8 protein-coding genes and 3 rRNA genes are annotated in these 17,018 nt (G+C 45.9%); all 11 read left to right on the top strand.

Going from position 1 to position 17,018, the window contains the following annotated elements; translation table 11 throughout:
• Positions 1–100: 100 nt before the first annotated feature.
• The 11 genes from dnaA (at position 101) to guaB (ending at position 16,768) form a co-directional block, all read left to right on the top strand.
• Positions 101–1,447 (top strand): chromosomal replication initiator protein DnaA, encoded by a 1,347-nt coding sequence (gene dnaA / locus QWY16_RS00005; RefSeq protein WP_300990860.1) that lies wholly within the window; start codon positions 101–103, stop codon positions 1,445–1,447.
• A 171-nt stretch (positions 1,448–1,618) separates the two neighbouring features.
• Positions 1,619–2,755, top strand: a complete 1,137-nt coding sequence (gene dnaN / locus QWY16_RS00010) for a DNA polymerase III subunit beta (RefSeq protein WP_300990861.1) — start codon at positions 1,619–1,621, stop codon at positions 2,753–2,755.
• Positions 2,756–2,862: 107 nt separating this feature from the next.
• Positions 2,863–3,102 carry a S4 domain-containing protein YaaA gene (gene yaaA, locus QWY16_RS00015; RefSeq protein ID WP_300990862.1) on the top strand — a complete coding sequence of 80 codons (240 nt, stop codon included), beginning with the start codon at positions 2,863–2,865 and terminating at the stop codon, positions 3,100–3,102.
• Positions 3,092–4,204: a DNA replication/repair protein RecF gene (gene recF / locus QWY16_RS00020; protein WP_300990863.1), complete on the top strand. Its 1,113-nt coding sequence runs from the start codon at positions 3,092–3,094 to the stop codon at positions 4,202–4,204. The genes yaaA and recF overlap by 11 nt, the downstream gene beginning before the upstream one ends.
• 263 nt (positions 4,205–4,467) lie before the next feature.
• A complete protein-coding gene (gene gyrB, locus QWY16_RS00025) occupies positions 4,468–6,396 on the top strand; it encodes a DNA topoisomerase (ATP-hydrolyzing) subunit B (RefSeq protein ID WP_436837157.1) in 1,929 nt (642 codons plus the stop codon).
• Between the two features lie 30 nt (positions 6,397–6,426).
• Entirely contained in the window at positions 6,427–9,009 is a 2,583-nt protein-coding gene (gyrA, locus tag QWY16_RS00030; protein ID WP_300990864.1) for a DNA gyrase subunit A, read from the top strand.
• Positions 9,010–9,676: 667 nt separating this feature from the next.
• Positions 9,677–11,229 (top strand): 16S ribosomal RNA (locus tag QWY16_RS00035).
• A 207-nt stretch (positions 11,230–11,436) separates the two neighbouring features.
• Positions 11,437–14,369 (top strand): 23S ribosomal RNA (locus tag QWY16_RS00040).
• 53 nt (positions 14,370–14,422) lie between these two features.
• A 5S ribosomal RNA gene (rrf, locus tag QWY16_RS00045) occupies positions 14,423–14,538 on the top strand.
• Together the 16S, 23S and 5S rRNA genes form the textbook arrangement of a ribosomal RNA operon.
• Before the next feature lie 181 nt (positions 14,539–14,719).
• Positions 14,720–15,196 (top strand): glutathione peroxidase, encoded by a 477-nt coding sequence (locus QWY16_RS00050; protein ID WP_300990865.1) that lies wholly within the window; start codon positions 14,720–14,722, stop codon positions 15,194–15,196.
• A gap of 105 nt (positions 15,197–15,301) precedes the next feature.
• A complete protein-coding gene (guaB, locus tag QWY16_RS00055; protein WP_300990866.1) occupies positions 15,302–16,768 on the top strand; it encodes an IMP dehydrogenase in 1,467 nt (488 codons plus the stop codon).
• The last annotated feature ends 250 nt before the right edge of the window (positions 16,769–17,018 follow it).

Here is a 17,018-nt window from a genome sequence, read left to right on the forward strand (position 1 = left end):
GGATAGTTATTCACGGGCTTGTTTATAAAGGTTATCCACAAGCTGTGATTTTGTGTATGATATACTTAAAAAATATTTTACATATAAAGGAGAAGAGCTATTGGAACACTTAGACGAACTTTGGTCGAGTGTCTTAGCCCAAGTTGAAACTAAAATCTCCAAACCCAGTTTTGAAACATGGTTAAAATCAACAAAACTTTTATCCTATCAGAATGACACAGTGACAATTTCAGCGCCTAATTCGTTTGCACGTGATTGGTTGGAAAACCATTACGTGCATTTAATTACTGGAATTCTTTCGGATTCTACAGGCAATGATCTGCTGATAAAATTTGTTGTGCCAAAAGATCAGGATATGGACGATTTTCAACTTCCTGCCCCTCGCATAAAACCAGGGCAAAATGAGCATCAGGAATTTCTTCCTGGCATGTTGAATCCAAAATATACATTTGACACATTTGTTATTGGATCCGGCAACCGCTTTGCTCACGCTGCTTCATTGGCAGTAGCTGAAGCCCCTGCAAAAGCGTATAATCCGCTGTTTATCTATGGAGGAGTAGGACTTGGCAAGACACATTTAATGCACGCAATAGGACATTATGTCCTCGAACACAACCCGAATGCCAAAGTGGTTTACTTGTCTTCGGAGAAATTCACGAACGAATTCATCAACTCGATTCGTGATAACCAAACCGTTGATTTCCGCAATAAGTACCGCAGTGTCGATATTCTTTTGATTGATGATATTCAATTTTTGGCCGGTAAAGAACAGACGCAAGAAGAGTTTTTCCATACTTTTAATACACTGCATGAAGAATCAAAGCAAATCATCATCTCGAGCGACCGGCCTCCAAAAGAAATTCCGACGTTGGAAGATCGCTTAAGATCCCGCTTTGAATGGGGATTAATCACAGATATTACACCGCCGGATCTGGAAACGCGGATTGCAATTCTGCGCAAAAAAGCGAAAGCAGACGGCCTTGATATCCCGAACGATGTTATGACGTATATCGCTAATTCGATCGACTCGAATATCCGTGAACTTGAAGGGGCTTTAATCCGTGTTGTAGCTTATTCCTCTTTGATAAACCGTGATATGAGTGCAGAACTTGCTGCGGAAGCGCTAAAAGATATTATGCCGAACTCCAAGCCTAAAGTTGTCACGATTTTGGACATCCAGCATGCAGTCGGAGATCAATTTAATGTTAAATTAGAGGATTTCAAAACAAAACGCCGCACGAAAGATATTGCATACCCTCGTCAAGTGGCTATGTATTTATCCCGTGAAATGACGGATTTTTCTTTGCCTAAAATTGGAGAAGAATTCGGGGGACGCGACCATACGACGGTCATTCATGCCCATGAGAAGATTTCAAAAATGTTGAAAGACAATCAGCAGCTCCAGCAAGATGTAAAAGATATCAGAAGTGCGCTTGGCAAAGGGTAATCCACTTGTGGATAACCCAATATTTTAAAGGGCGGCTTGTGCACAGCTTATCTACATGTGGATAAGCTGCCTTTATTCAGTAAATCGGGGTTATCCACATATTCACAGCCCCTACTACTATTATTACTTAAAGATCTCTAAATAAAATATATATATAAGCGAGGTTCGAGAATGAAATTCGAGATAATGCGTGAACGTTTAGTCGAAGGTTTAAATGATGTAATGAAAGCGGTAAGTTCAAAAACAACAATTCCGATTTTAACGGGAATTAAAATGGACGTTTCTTCAGAAGGTATGAGATTAACTGGCAGTGATTCAGATATCACCATCCAGACGTTCATCCCGGCTGAAGAAGATGGAGAACAAATCATTCGTGTTACTGAAGGCGGAAGCATTGTACTCCAGGCAAAAGTATTTGGAGAAATTATTCGCAAACTGCCGACAAATGAAGTGGAAATTGAAATTACAGGGAATTTCCAAACACATATTCGTTCTGGAAAATCTGAATTCCACTTGATCGGTTTGGATGCACTGGATTATCCACAGCTTCCGGACATACAAGATGACCGTTTGTTCACCATTCCAGCTGACTTATTAAAAACAATCAATCGTGAAACGGTATTTGCAGTATCAAGTTCAGAAACCCGCCCTGTATTGACTGGTGTTCACTGGGAAGTAAAAGAAGGGGAATTGGTTTGTGTAGCGACAGACAGCCACCGTTTAGCACGCCGCAAAACAAAATTGGAAACATTGCCTGAAGGGGAATACAGTGTTGTAATTCCTGGGAAAAGCTTGACTGAATTGAATAAAATTCTGGATGACAACTCAGACCCTGTTGAAATCGTTATGACGAATCAGCAAGTGTTGTTTAAATCCAAACACATTTTGTTCTTCTCCCGGCTGCTTGAAGGCAATTATCCGGACACATCCCGCCTGATCCCATCTGAATACAAAACAGAAGTGACCGTTAATGGACGTTCATTGCTTCAAGCGATTGACCGTGCTTCACTATTAGCCCGCGAAGAACGCAATAACGTGGTGCGTTTTTCCACCACTTCCGGCAACGAAGTAGAAGTTTCTTCTAATTCTCCGGAAGTCGGTAAAGTAGAAGAGCAGCTTCTAGCACAAAGCATTGAAGGCGAAGAGCTGAAAATTTCTTTTAGCGCTAAATTTATGATGGATGCTTTAAAAGCAATCGATGGCCAGGACGTTCTAATTCAATTTACTGGGGCTATGCGTCCCTTCATTTTGAAATCGGCATTGGATGATTCCATTTTGCAATTAATACTTCCTGTCCGAACATATTAAAAAGAGAAACCACCCTCTAGGATAGCCATACAGGCTATCCTTTTTACTTTTTACCCTAAATAGGGTAAAGTAGAGGGATAGACTACGAATTGAAGGATGAGTGCATTTTGAAAGAAATCGCAATTGACACAGAATTTATCACACTTGGCCAACTACTTAAAAAGACCGATATTATTAGTTCGGGAGGAATGGCAAAATGGTTTCTCAGTGAACATGAAGTATTTGTGAACGGAGAAGCTGAAGATCGGAGAGGCCGCAAGCTGCGTCCAAACGATACGGTAAACATTCCTGAAAACGGGGAGTTTCGTATAGTTGTAGCCGAAGGCATGAGCTTCGATGTGGATTGACCGCCTTGAACTCTTGAATTATCGGAATTACGAAACATTGGATTTGTCTTTTTCCCCAGAAATCAATGTCTTTATTGGAGAGAACGCTCAAGGAAAGACCAATATAATGGAATCATTGTATGTCTTATCTATGGCGAAATCCCACAGAACAACCAATGATAAAGAATTGATACGCTGGGAAGCGGATTATGGTAAAATAAAGGCTGATGTTTTCCGTAAATACGGTAAACTGCCTTTGGAAATCATCTTGTCCAAAAAGGGGAAAAAGGCAAAAGTCAATCACTTGGAACAACGGCGGCTCAGTGATTATATTGGCCAATTGAACGTAGTGATGTTTGCTCCCGAAGACTTGAATTTAGTAAAAGGGAGTCCACAAGTTCGTCGGCGCTTTATTGATATGGAAATCGGCCAAATTTCACCCGTCTATTTGCATGACTTGTCAATGTATCAAAAACTTTTAAAGCAACGAAATCATATATTGAAACAAAACTACGGTAAACAAGCCATTAATGACGTCATGTTTGATGTTTACACGGATCAGTTTATCGAAGCAGCTGTGAAAGTTATCCGAAAACGCTATCAGTTCATGGAGTTATTGCAGAAATGGGCTGAACCCATCCATCACGGCATTTCTCGCGGGCTGGAACAACTTCAAATCCGCTATCAACCAATCAGCGGTCTAAAGCCCGAATGGACGCCTGAAGAGATGGCGTCTTTTTTAGAGCGAAAACTGGCTGAAGTACGAAAACGGGAAATAGAGCGTGGTTTGACACTTGTCGGTCCGCACCGTGATGAATTACAGTTTTTTGTCAATGGCTATGATGTCCAGACTTACGGTTCGCAAGGCCAGCAAAGAACCACTGCGCTGTCTTTAAAGCTAGCGGAAATCGAATTGATTAAGCAGGAAGTCGGAGAAGCACCGGTGCTTCTCTTGGATGACGTTTTATCGGAATTGGATGATTATCGGCAATCTCATTTGTTGAACACCATCCATGGTTCTGTCCAGACCTTTGTCACAACGACGAGTGTAGACGGAATCCAGCATGAAACCATTCAAAATGCCCGTCTTTTCGAAGTGGCACAAGGGATGGTTAAGGAGTGACCGGCTATTTACATCCAGATTGGAAAAAAGCAGACCATCCGCATAATCGACATAATTGCTGTCATTACTTATGAAAACCGGGTGCCGGCTGCTTTTGTCCAGCTGCTTGTCCCTATAGAGAAAGTAAAATCATATATTGTCACGGATGATTTTACTTATGGCTCGCCTTTGCGGGCCCAAGCCATCTTGAAAAAAATTCAGCAACACAAATTATAAGTTAGCCAGTAGAAATAGAATGTTGTAAGGAAGAGTAGGTGAACGCAATGGCAATGGAAGAAAAAGATCTTCAACCATCATATGATGCAAATCAGATTCAAGTTTTAGAAGGATTGGAAGCTGTTCGCAAAAGACCCGGAATGTATATCGGTTCAACAAGTTCAAGAGGGCTTCACCACTTAGTGTGGGAAATCGTAGACAATAGTATCGATGAAGCGCTGGCAGGTTATTGTGACGAAATCCAAGTGACAATTGAACCCGGTGACTGGATCCGCGTAGAAGATAACGGCCGTGGAATTCCCGTCGGCATGCAGGAAAAAATGGGCCGTCCGGCAGTAGAAGTCATTATGACTGTTCTGCACGCAGGCGGTAAATTCGGCGGCGGCGGCTATAAAGTATCCGGCGGCTTGCACGGTGTAGGTGCTTCGGTTGTAAACGCATTGTCTGAAGTGACAGAAGTTTACGTTAACCGTGATGGGAAACGGCATTACATCAAGTTTGAACGCGGAGCGGTGACTGAAGAGCTGCACGTGATCGGCGAAGCCGAAACTACAGGAACGACGATCCGGTTTAAAGCAGATGCCGATATTTTCAAAGAAACCACTGTTTATGAGTTTGATCTTCTGGACCACCGCCTGCGGGAACTCGCTTATTTGAACCGCGGCTTGAAAATTATTGTAAGAGATGAACGCGAAGGCGAAGAGAAAGAGAAAGTCTATCATTTTGAAGGCGGCATCAAATCTTATGTCGAGCATTTAAATAAATCCAAAGATCCTTTCCACGATGAAGCGATTTTCGTGGAAGCTGAAAAAGACGGCATTTCTGTAGAAGTGGCCATGCAATACAATGCAGGTTACGCTGCCAATATTTTTTCATTTGCCAATAATATCAATACCCATGAAGGCGGAACGCACGAATCCGGCTTTAAAACTGCCTTGACTCGCGTTGTGAACGATTATGCCCGTAAAAATGGCATGCTGAAAGAACAAGACGCCAATCTGACAGGTGATGACGTTAGGGAAGGGTTAACTGCTATCATTTCGATTAAACACCCGAATCCTCAATTTGAAGGCCAAACTAAGACGAAACTTGGCAATACGGAAGTCAGCACAATCGTCAATAACTTGTTCTCAGGCGGTTTTGAGCGATTCCTTTTGGAGAATCCATCTGTTTCACGCAAAATTATCGATAAAGGCATTATGGCTTCCCATGCCCGCATGGCTGCTAAAAAAGCCCGTGAATTTACACGCCGGAAGTCGGTCCTTGAAGTATCAAGCTTGCCTGGTAAACTGGCGGATTGCTCTTCTCGGGATCCGAAAATCAGTGAAATCTATATCGTTGAGGGTGATTCTGCGGGAGGTTCGGCGAAATCAGGCCGTGATCGGCATTTCCAAGCGATTTTGCCTCTGCGCGGTAAAATCCTGAATGTTGAAAAAGCACGCCTTGACAGAATCCTTACCAATGCTGAAATTCGAAATATCATTACAGCACTTGGTACTGGAATCGGTGAAGAGTTTAATTTGGCGAAAGCGCGTTACCATAAAGTTGTGATCATGACGGATGCTGACGTTGATGGTGCCCATATCCGTACGCTTCTGCTGACGTTCTTCTTCCGTTACATGCGGCCATTGCTTGAAGCAGGCTATATCTATATTGCCCAGCCGCCATTGTTCCAGATCAAGCAAGGTAAGCACGTGGATTATGTGTACACCGATGCGCAATTGAAAGAAGCGCTTGGAAAATTGTCTCCAACACCAAAGCCGAATATTCAGCGCTATAAAGGGTTAGGAGAAATGAACGCTACACAGCTATGGGATACGACAATGGATCCGGATGTCCGGACATTGCTGCAAGTTACGTTAACCGATGCAATGGTGGCAGATGAAACTTTCCATATTTTAATGGGAGACGACGTCGAACCGCGCCGTAATTTTATCGAAGAAAATGCGAAATACGTTAAAAATCTAGACGTTTAAGCGATGTAGAGTTGAGAGGAGGCTGCGGATATGGCTGAACGGCCTAGCAGTGGTGTTGAAGAAATAAATATAAGTACGGAAATGCGTACGTCATTCTTGGATTATGCCATGAGTGTTATCGTATCCCGTGCCTTACCGGATGTGCGTGATGGTCTAAAGCCTGTACATCGCCGCATTCTATATGCAATGCATGATTTAGGGATTACTTCAGATAAAGCTTATAAAAAGTCAGCACGTATCGTCGGAGATGTTATTGGTAAATACCACCCTCACGGTGACGTAGCTGTGTATGAAACTATGGTCCGCATGGCCCAGGATTTCAGTTACCGCTATATGCTGGTTGATGGACACGGAAACTTCGGGTCAGTCGACGGAGATTCAGCAGCTGCGATGCGTTACACGGAATCCAGAATGTCGAAAATTTCGATGGAATTATTGCGGGATCTGAATAAAAATACAATTGATTATAGAGATAACTACGATGGCCAAGAAAAAGAACCTGTTGTTCTGCCAAGCCGATTCCCAAATTTATTGGTTAACGGAACTTCTGGTATTGCCGTCGGAATGGCTACAAATATTCCACCGCATCACTTGGGAGAAACCATTGATGGAGTTTTAGCTCTAGCTGAAAACCCAGCGATTACTACAGAAGAATTAATGGAATTTATCCCTGGCCCTGATTTTCCGACAGGGGGCATTATTTTAGGGCGAAGCGGTATCCGCCGTGCCTATGAAACAGGCAAAGGCTCCATCATGATCCGTTCAGTGGTTGATATCGAAACAAAACCGAATGGCAAAGAAGTCATCATTGTCAATGAAATCCCATTCCAAGTGAATAAAGCTCGCTTGATTGAAAAGATTGCGGAACTTGTGCGCGATAAACGAATTGACGGCATCACGGACTTGCGGGACGAATCTGACCGCAACGGCATGCGCATTGTTATTGAAGTCCGCCGAGATGCGAGCGCAAGTGTTTTGTTGAATAATTTATATAAACAAACGGCGATGCAAACAAGCTTTGGAATCAATATGCTGGCGCTTGTAGATGGCCATCCGAAAGTTCTCGGCTTAAAAGAAGTGCTTTTTCATTACTTAGAACATCAGAAAGTAGTTATCCGCCGCCGTACGCAATTTGATTTGGCAAAAGCGGAAGACCGCGCTCATATCTTAGAAGGTTTGCGCATTGCCTTGGATCATATCGATGCAATTATTGCGTTGATCCGCAGTTCTCAAACGACAGAAGAAGCCCGCAACGGCTTGATGAGTAATTTTGATTTGTCAGAGCGCCAGTCCCAAGCGATTTTGGATATGCGCCTGCAGCGTTTGACTGGTTTGGAACGCGACAAGATTGAGGAAGAGTATCAAGGTCTGGTTAAGTTAATTGATGAGCTGCGCGAAATTTTAGCGAATGAATATCGGATTCTTGAAATTATCCGTGAAGAATTGACTGAAGTGAAAGAGCGTTTCAGCGATAACCGCAGAACTGAAATCACTACAGGCGGAACTGAGATGTTTGAAGATGAAGATTTAATTCCGGTAGAAGCTTCTGTATTGACATTAACTCATAACGGTTATGTGAAACGGATGCCGGCAAACACGTTCCGCAGCCAGAATCGCGGCGGCCGCGGCGTACAGGGAATGGGCACCAATGAAGACGATTTCGTTGAGCACATGCTTTATACGTCTACGCACGATACAATCCTGTTCTTTACGAACAAAGGAAAAGTATATCGCAAAAAAGGCTACCAAGTTCCAGAATATGGAAGAACAGCGAAGGGCCTTCCATTAGTCAACTTGCTGGAAATCAGCAAAGATGAAAAAGTAACAGCCGTAATCCGTGTCAAAGAGTTTAAGGAAGATGCGTTCTTCTTCTTTACAACGCGTGAAGGCCTAAGCAAGCGGACACCGGTTTCAAATTATGCCAATATCCGCCAAAATGGTTTGATTGCCATCGGTCTGCGTGAAGAAGATGAACTGATTTCTGTTAAACTGACAGACGGCAACCAGGAAATGATCATCGGTACCCGTGATGGTGCACTGATCCGTTTCCCTGAAACCGATATTCGCAGCATGGGACGGACAGCTAGCGGTGTGCGTGGTATCCGATTGCGTGAAGGCGATAGTGTTGTGGGAATGGAAGTTTTGAATCCAGGAGATAATATTCTGGTCATCACGGAAAAAGGTTATGGCAAACAGACGAAAGAATCCGAGTACCGTGTTCAGTCCAGAGGCGGTATGGGTATCAAGACTTGCCAGATTACAGACAAAAACGGACCGCTTGTAGCTGTGCGGACAGTCAATGGAACAGAAGACATTATGCTGATCACCATCAATGGTATTTTGATCCGTATGGATGTTAATGATATTTCACAGACTGGCAGAAGCACGCAAGGCGTCCGGTTGATCAAACTGGCTGAAGAAGAAACGGTTGCAACAGTAGCACGAGTGAAAAAAGATATTGAAATTCCTGAAGAGGAAGAAGAAGCTGAAGGAGATGCCGATGCAGCATTGATTGAAGAAAGTGCTGGAGCGGATGTCTATACTGAAGATGAAGTTGTCGCTAATGAAGAGATCGATCATGTAGAAGAAGAAATTGAAGAAGACGCAGAATAATTTTCGGCCCGCTGATTTGTCAGCGGGCTTTTTTATTTGGGCAAAATGAATTCTTCTCTTTTTCAGTGACGGTATTTTAATTGGTTATGTCTTTGTGATTTTGGTGATACCACGAAAGAGTATCTAAATTCCTGTAAGCAGCTAACCCAAGTCTTTTTTGCGAAAGGGCGAGTAAGATGCAATAGAATGACAGAGTTAGCGAATAGTATCTGCACCGGTAAATTTGAATGATATATTTATGTTCTGCGCTCTTCCTTCTATTATAGGCATAGGCGGAATTTTACAGATGAAAGTTTTATTGCAGCTCAACTATTGGGCTTAAGCAAATCTGCTTGAGAATTTCATCGCAGCCGCTAAAGAAAAACGCTCATAAAATCCAAAAAGTTTCTCGAAAGAAAAAGAATTTACTTTAAGCAGAAGTTTTTTCGTAAAACAGTTGACGCGGAAAGTTAAGCATGGTATATTAATCAAGTCGCCAATGAGCGCGGCGTTCACAAAAGAAAATCTGAACCTTGAAAACTGAACAGCAAAACGTCAACGAAATCGCAACGGCCGCGCAAAACGGCCCGCGCAAAAAATTACTGATCAAGCGTGCTAGATCAAAGCGACTCGTGCATCTTTCGGGATGGCGAGACGCCAGCAGAACATTGAGCAATCAATTTCTTCTATAATGGAGAGTTTGATCCTGGCTCAGGACGAACGCTGGCGGCGTGCCTAATACATGCAAGTCGAGCGGAAAATTTGGAGCTTGCTCCAAGTTTTCAGCGGCGGACGGGTGAGTAACACGTGGGCAACCTGCCCTGCAGTTCGGGATAACTCCGGGAAACCGGGGCTAATACCGGATAGGTTCGGCTCCCGCCTGGGAGCCGACGGAAAGACGGCTCACGCTGTCGCTGCTGGATGGGCCCGCGGCGCATTAGCTAGTTGGGGGGGTAACGGCCTCCCAAGGCCACGATGCGTAGCCGACCTGAGAGGGTGATCGGCCACACTGGGACTGAGACACGGCCCAGACTCCTACGGGAGGCAGCAGTAGGGAATCTTCCGCAATGGACGCAAGTCTGACGGAGCAACGCCGCGTGAGTGATGAAGGTTTTCGGATCGTAAAACTCTGTTGTAAGGGAAGAAACCGTGCCGGAGTAACTGCCGGCACCTTGACGGTACCTTACCAGAAAGCCACGGCTAACTACGTGCCAGCAGCCGCGGTAATACGTAGGTGGCAAGCGTTGTCCGGAATTATTGGGCGTAAAGCGCGCGCAGGCGGTCCTTTAAGTCCGATGTGAAAGCCCACGGCTCAACCGTGGAGGGTCATTGGAAACTGGGGGACTTGAGTGCAGAAGAGGAAAGTGGAATTCCATGTGTAGCGGTGAAATGCGTAGAGATGTGGAGGAACACCAGTGGCGAAGGCGACTTTCTGGTCTGTAACTGACGCTGAGGCGCGAAAGCGTGGGGAGCAAACAGGATTAGATACCCTGGTAGTCCACGCCGTAAACGATGAGTGCTAAGTGTTAGGGGGTTTCCGCCCCTTAGTGCTGCAGCTAACGCATTAAGCACTCCGCCTGGGGAGTACGGCCGCAAGGCTGAAACTCAAAGGAATTGACGGGGGCCCGCACAAGCGGTGGAGCATGTGGTTTAATTCGAAGCAACGCGAAGAACCTTACCAGGTCTTGACATCCCGCTGCCCGCCTTGGAGACAAGGCTTTCCCTTCGGGGACAGCGGTGACAGGTGGTGCATGGTTGTCGTCAGCTCGTGTCGTGAGATGTTGGGTTAAGTCCCGCAACGAGCGCAACCCTTGATCTTAGTTGCCAGCATTCAGTTGGGCACTCTAAGGTGACTGCCGGTGACAAACCGGAGGAAGGTGGGGATGACGTCAAATCATCATGCCCCTTATGACCTGGGCTACACACGTGCTACAATGGACGGTACAAAGGGTCGCCAACCCGCGAGGGGGAGCCAATCCCAGAAAACCGTTCTCAGTTCGGATTGCAGGCTGCAACTCGCCTGCATGAAGCCGGAATCGCTAGTAATCGTGGATCAGCATGCCACGGTGAATACGTTCCCGGGCCTTGTACACACCGCCCGTCACACCACGAGAGTTTGTAACACCCGAAGTCGGTGAGGTAACCCCTTGTGGGAGCCAGCCGCCGAAGGTGGGACAGATGATTGGGGTGAAGTCGTAACAAGGTAGCCGTATCGGAAGGTGCGGCTGGATCACCTCCTTTCTAAGGATTCTTTCGGAACGGAACCTGCCGGTTCCGGTTGACGTTTTGCGTTCGGTTTTGAAGGTTCACACCTTGGCAGCGATGCCTTTTTTTGTGACTTTCAACCTTGTTCTTTGAAAACTGGATATGACGACATTGAAACAAACGAAACAACGCAACACAAGTGATGAGACCGAGTGATCGGTCGACTTTCTATGTAACCAACTTGGTTAAGTTAGAAAGGGCGCACGGTGGATGCCTTGGCACTAGGAGCCGAAGAAGGACGGCACTAACACCGATATGCTCCGGGGAGCTGTAAGTGAGCATTGATCCGGAGATTTCCGAATGGGGGAACCCCCTGCCCGTAATGGGGCAGGATCCATGTGTGAATTCATAGCACATGAGAAGGCAGACCCAGGGAACTGAAACATCTAAGTACCTGGAGGAACAGAAAGCAAATGCGATTCCCTGAGTAGCGGCGAGCGAAACGGGAACAGCCCAAACCAAGAGGCTTGCCTCTTGGGGTTGTAGGACACTCAATACGGAGTTACAAAAGCACGCGTTAGGCGAAGCGACCTGGAACGGTCCGCGACACTGGGTAACAGCCCCGTAGCCGAAAAGGCGTGCCCTCCTGAGTGGATCCTGAGTACGGCGGAACACGTGAAATTCCGTCGGAATCCGGGAGGACCATCTCCCAAGGCTAAATACTCCCTAGTGACCGATAGTGAACCAGTACCGTGAGGGAAAGGTGAAAAGCACCCCGGAAGGGGAGTGAAACAGATCCTGAAACCGTGTGCCTACAACTAGTCAAAGCCCGTTCATGGGTGATGGCGTGCCTTTTGTAGAATGAACCGGCGAGTTACGATTGCATGCAAGGTTAAGATGAGAAGTCGGAGCCGCAGCGAAAGCGAGTCTGAACAGGGCGAATGAGTATGCAGTTGTAGACCCGAAACCAGGTGATCTACCCATGTCCAGGGTGAAGGTAAGGTAACACTTACTGGAGGCCCGAACCCACGCACGTTGAAAAGTGCGGGGATGAGGTGTGGGTAGCGGAGAAATTCCAATCGAACCTGGAGATAGCTGGTTCTCTCCGAAATAGCTTTAGGGCTAGCCTCAAGATTGAGAATCCTGGAGGTAGAGCACTGTTTGGACTAGGGGCCCATCCCGGGTTACCGAATTCAGACAAACTCCGAATGCCAGTGATTTATGCTTGGGAGTCAGACTGCGAGTGATAAGATCCGTAGTCAAGAGGGAAACAGCCCAGACCACCAGCTAAGGTCCCCAAATATCCGTTAAGTGGAAAAGGATGTGGCGTTGCTTAGACAACCAGGATGTTGGCTTAGAAGCAGCCATCATTTAAAGAGTGCGTAATAGCTCACTGGTCGAGTGACACTGCGCCGAAAATGTACCGGGGCTAAACGGATTACCGAAGCTGTGGATGGACATCAACGATGTCCGTGGTAGGAGAGCGTTCTAAGGGCGTTGAAGCGGAACCGGAAGGATTCGTGGAGCGCTTAGAAGTGAGAATGCCGGTATGAGTAACGAAAGACGGGTGAGAATCCCGTCCACCGAATGCCCAAGGTTTCCTGAGGAAGGCTCGTCCGCTCAGGGTCAGTCGGGACCTAAGTCGAGGCCGATAGGCGTAGACGATGGACAACAGGTTGATATTCCTGTACCACCTCCCCGCCGTTTGAGCAATGGGGGGACGCAGAAGGATAAGGCGAGCGCGCCGTTGGTTGAGCGCGTCCAAGCCGTGAGGCGGGAAATGAGGCAAATCCCATTTCCATAACGTTGAGCGGTGACGGCAAGGGGCGTATGCCCTGGAGTCCCTGATTTCACACTGCCAAGAAAAGCCTCTAGCGAGGCGGGAGGTGCCCGTACCGCAAACCGACACAGGTAGGCGAGAAGAGAATTCTAAGGTGAGCGAGTGAACTCTCGTTAAGGAACTCGGCAAAATGACCCCGTAACTTCGGGAGAAGGGGTGCTCTGGTAGGGTGAAAAGCCCGAGAGAGCCGCAGTGAATAGGCCCAGGCGACTGTTTAGCAAAAACACAGGTCTCTGCCAAACCGTAAGGTGACGTATAGGGGCTGACGCCTGCCCGGTGCTGGAAGGTTAAGGGGAGTGCTTAGCGCAAGCGAAGGTGCGAACTGAAGCCCCAGTAAACGGCGGCCGTAACTATAACGGTCCTAAGGTAGCGAAATTCCTTGTCGGGTAAGTTCCGACCCGCACGAAAGGCGTAACGATCTGGGCACTGTCTCAACGAGAGACTCGGTGAAATTATAGTACCTGTGAAGATGCAGGTTACCCGCGACAGGACGGAAAGACCCCGTGGAGCTTTACTGTAGCCTGATATTGACTTTTGGTGCAACTTGTACAGGATAGGTAGGAGCCTTTGAGCCCGGAGCGCCAGCTTCGGGGGAGGCGTCGGTGGGATACTACCCTGGTTGTATTGAAATTCTAACCCGCACCCCTGATCGGGGTGGGAGACAGTGTCAGGCGGGCAGTTTGACTGGGGCGGTCGCCTCCTAAAGAGTAACGGAGGCGCCCAAAGGTTCCCTCAGAATGGTTGGAAATCATTCGCAGAGTGTAAAGGCACAAGGGAGCTTGACTGCGAGACGGACAGGTCGAGCAGGGTCGAAAGACGGGCTTAGTGATCCGGTGGTTCCGCATGGAAGGGCCATCGCTCAACGGATAAAAGCTACCCCGGGGATAACAGGCTTATCTCCCCCAAGAGTCCACATCGACGGGGAGGTTTGGCACCTCGATGTCGGCTCATCGCATCCTGGGGCTGTAGTCGGTCCCAAGGGTTGGGCTGTTCGCCCATTAAAGCGGTACGCGAGCTGGGTTCAGAACGTCGTGAGACAGTTCGGTCCCTATCCGTCGCGGGCGCAGGAAATTTGAGAGGAGCTGTCCTTAGTACGAGAGGACCGGGATGGACACACCGCTGGTGTACCAGTTGTTCCGCCAGGGGCATCGCTGGGTAGCTATGTGTGGCCGGGATAAGTGCTGAAAGCATCTAAGCACGAAGCCCCCCTCAAGATGAGATTTCCCATTGCGCAAGCAAGTAAGATCCCTCAAAGACGATGAGGTAGATAGGTTCGGGGTGGAAGCGCGGCGACGCGTGCAGCTGACGAATACTAATCGATCGAGGACTTAACCAAATACGTTTGTTTCAACTGTCGCATATCCGGTTTTGAGGGCGCAAGCACTCATGTCCAGTGATGATGGCAAAGAGGCCACACCCGTTCCCATCCCGAACACGGCAGTTAAGCTCTTTTGCGCCAATGGTAGTTGGGGGTTTCCCCCTGCGAGAGTAGGACATTGCTGGGCCCTGTAAGAAGAAAAAGCCGTAGCCGGCATTCCCGGCAACGGCTTTTTTGTGTTTTCTTTTACAACAGAGCTAAGGCTTAAAAAATATTAAACTGTTTATATTTTACTAGCTACATGACCATATTTCTTGTATATCTATCTTCTAAGTTATAATCTAAAGAAAATTGAAAGGGTGGATTGAATGAGCGCTCTTTATGAATATGAAGTAACTAAAGCAAATGGGGAAAAGGAATCATTAGCAAGATTTAAAGGGCAGCCTTTAATTATTGTCAATACTGCCAGCAAATGTGGGCTTACTCCTCAATTTGAAGAATTGCAAAGCCTTTATGAAAAATACAAAGATCAAGGCCTCCAAATATTAGGTTTTCCAAGCGGTCAATTTAATGATCAGGAGTTCCACAACCAAGATGAAACAATGGAGTTCTGCAAAGTGAATTATGGAGTCACTTTTCCGATGTTCGCAAAAGTAGATGTAAAAGGAAGCGATGCCGATCCTTTATTCACATATTTAACTTCTAAGCAAAAGGGTTTACTGACGGACAGCATCAAATGGAATTTCACGAAGTTTCTTGTAGACCGTGAAGGAAATGTAGTAAAACGGTATGCTCCTCAAACAACACCAAAGAAGATGGAAGAAGATATTAAAAAGCTTTTGTAATGCACTATTCGGAATATTTTTTCTTATTCATGTTTTCTTGACACCGTATACCGACGCTGATAACCTTACAATAATATTCAAAAGGAAGCAGGAGGCGTGTCAATAATGTGGGAGTCAAAATTTGTAAAAGAAGGTTTAACATTTGATGATGTTTTGTTAGTTCCAGCGCAATCGGAAGTTTTGCCAAAGGATATAAATTTATCAGTGGAATTAACGCCAACCATCAAATTGAACATTCCTATTATTAGTGCAGGGATGGATACTGTCACAGAAGCGAAAATGGCAATCTCCATGGCTCGTCAAGGCGGTCTTGGAGTCATTCATAAAAATATGAGCATTGAAGAACAAGCGGAACAAGTAACGACTGTTAAGCGATCAGAAAACGGCGTTATCACAGATCCCTTCTTCTTAACTCCTACACATCAGGTTTTTGATGCTGAACATTTAATGGGGAAATACCGCATTTCTGGAGTTCCAATTGTTAATAATGAAGAAGAGCAAAAATTAGTCGGTATCATTACCAACCGTGATTTGCGTTTTATTCAAGATTATTCCCTGCAAATTGATGATGTTATGACGAAAGAACAGTTAGTTACTGCTTCAGTTGGCACTACGCTGGAAGATGCAGAAAAGATTTTGCAGCAATACAAAATTGAAAAACTGCCCATCGTCGATGACAGCGGCATCTTAAAAGGCTTAATCACGATTAAAGATATTGAAAAAGTAATCGAGTTTCCAAATGCAGCAAAAGATGTTCATGGCCGGTTACTTGTCGGTGCAGCGGTTGGTGTTACTTCAGATACAATGAAACGGGTAGAATACTTGGTTAAAGCTTCTGTAGATGTGATTGTTCTGGATACGGCTCATGGTCACTCAAAAGGCGTGCTGGAAATGGTTAAACAGATCCGTGCAGAGTATCCGGAATTGGCTATTATTGCAGGCAATGTGGCTACTGCTGAAGGCACAAAAGCTTTAATTGACGCTGGAGCAGATGTCGTTAAAGTAGGGATCGGACCAGGTTCGATTTGTACAACACGCGTGGTAGCAGGTGTAGGAGTTCCGCAAATTACAGCGGTCTATGACTGTGCAACAGAAGCTCGCAAACATGGCAGAACCATTATTGCAGATGGCGGGATTAAATATTCCGGTGATATCATTAAAGCGCTGGCAGCAGGCGGACATGTGGTAATGCTTGGAAGTCTTCTTGCCGGAACAACTGAGAGCCCGGGAGAAACAGAAATCTTCCAAGGACGCCAATTTAAGAATTATCGGGGAATGGGTTCTATTGCATCTATGGAAAAAGGTTCTAAAGACCGTTATTTCCAAGATGAAGCGAAAAAATTGGTTCCAGAAGGAATTGAAGGCCGCTTGCCTTATAAAGGGCCATTAGCAGATACCATCCATCAATTGCTTGGCGGCATCCGTGCCGGAATGGGATACTGCGGCACCCCGGATTTGAAAACATTGCGCGAGGAAGCACAATTTATCCGTATGACTGGCGCAGGGCTTCGTGAAAGCCATCCACATGATGTACAAATCACGAAAGAATCTCCAAACTATTCGATTTCATAAAAACTTGAAATCAGTCTTTAAAAAATAGTAGATTGCCAACTTTTCTAAAGAAGGAATTTTCCTAATGAAGAAGTTAAATCTGAATCGTACCTTTTAGCACCCTTAATCGCCTAAATTTAGGCGTGAAGGGTGCTTTTTTCATATTTTTGCTACGGGACTTATATAATATGATAAAATGGCATGGGGAAACTTACAGATGGAGGTATTTAATTAAGTGAGAAATGTAGTTAAAATAACGATTTTATTGACT

The sequence above is a fragment of the Planococcus shenhongbingii genome, assembly GCF_030413635.1.
In the GTDB taxonomy this organism is placed as follows: Bacteria; Bacillota; Bacilli; order Bacillales_A; family Planococcaceae; genus Planococcus; species Planococcus shenhongbingii.

Excerpts from the sequence above, each read along its gene's own strand:
- dnaN (WP_300990861.1), top strand. The coding sequence starts at position 1,619 with ATGAAATTCGAGATAATGCGTGAACGTTTAGTCGAAGGTTTAAATGAT.
- recF (WP_300990863.1), top strand. The coding sequence starts at position 3,092 with ATGTGGATTGACCGCCTTGAACTCTTGAATTATCGGAATTACGAAACA.
- gyrB (WP_436837157.1), top strand. The coding sequence starts at position 4,468 with ATGGCAATGGAAGAAAAAGATCTTCAACCATCATATGATGCAAATCAG.
- gyrA (WP_300990864.1), top strand. The coding sequence starts at position 6,427 with ATGGCTGAACGGCCTAGCAGTGGTGTTGAAGAAATAAATATAAGTACG.
- QWY16_RS00050 (WP_300990865.1), top strand. The coding sequence starts at position 14,720 with ATGAGCGCTCTTTATGAATATGAAGTAACTAAAGCAAATGGGGAAAAG.
- guaB (WP_300990866.1), top strand. The coding sequence starts at position 15,302 with ATGTGGGAGTCAAAATTTGTAAAAGAAGGTTTAACATTTGATGATGTT.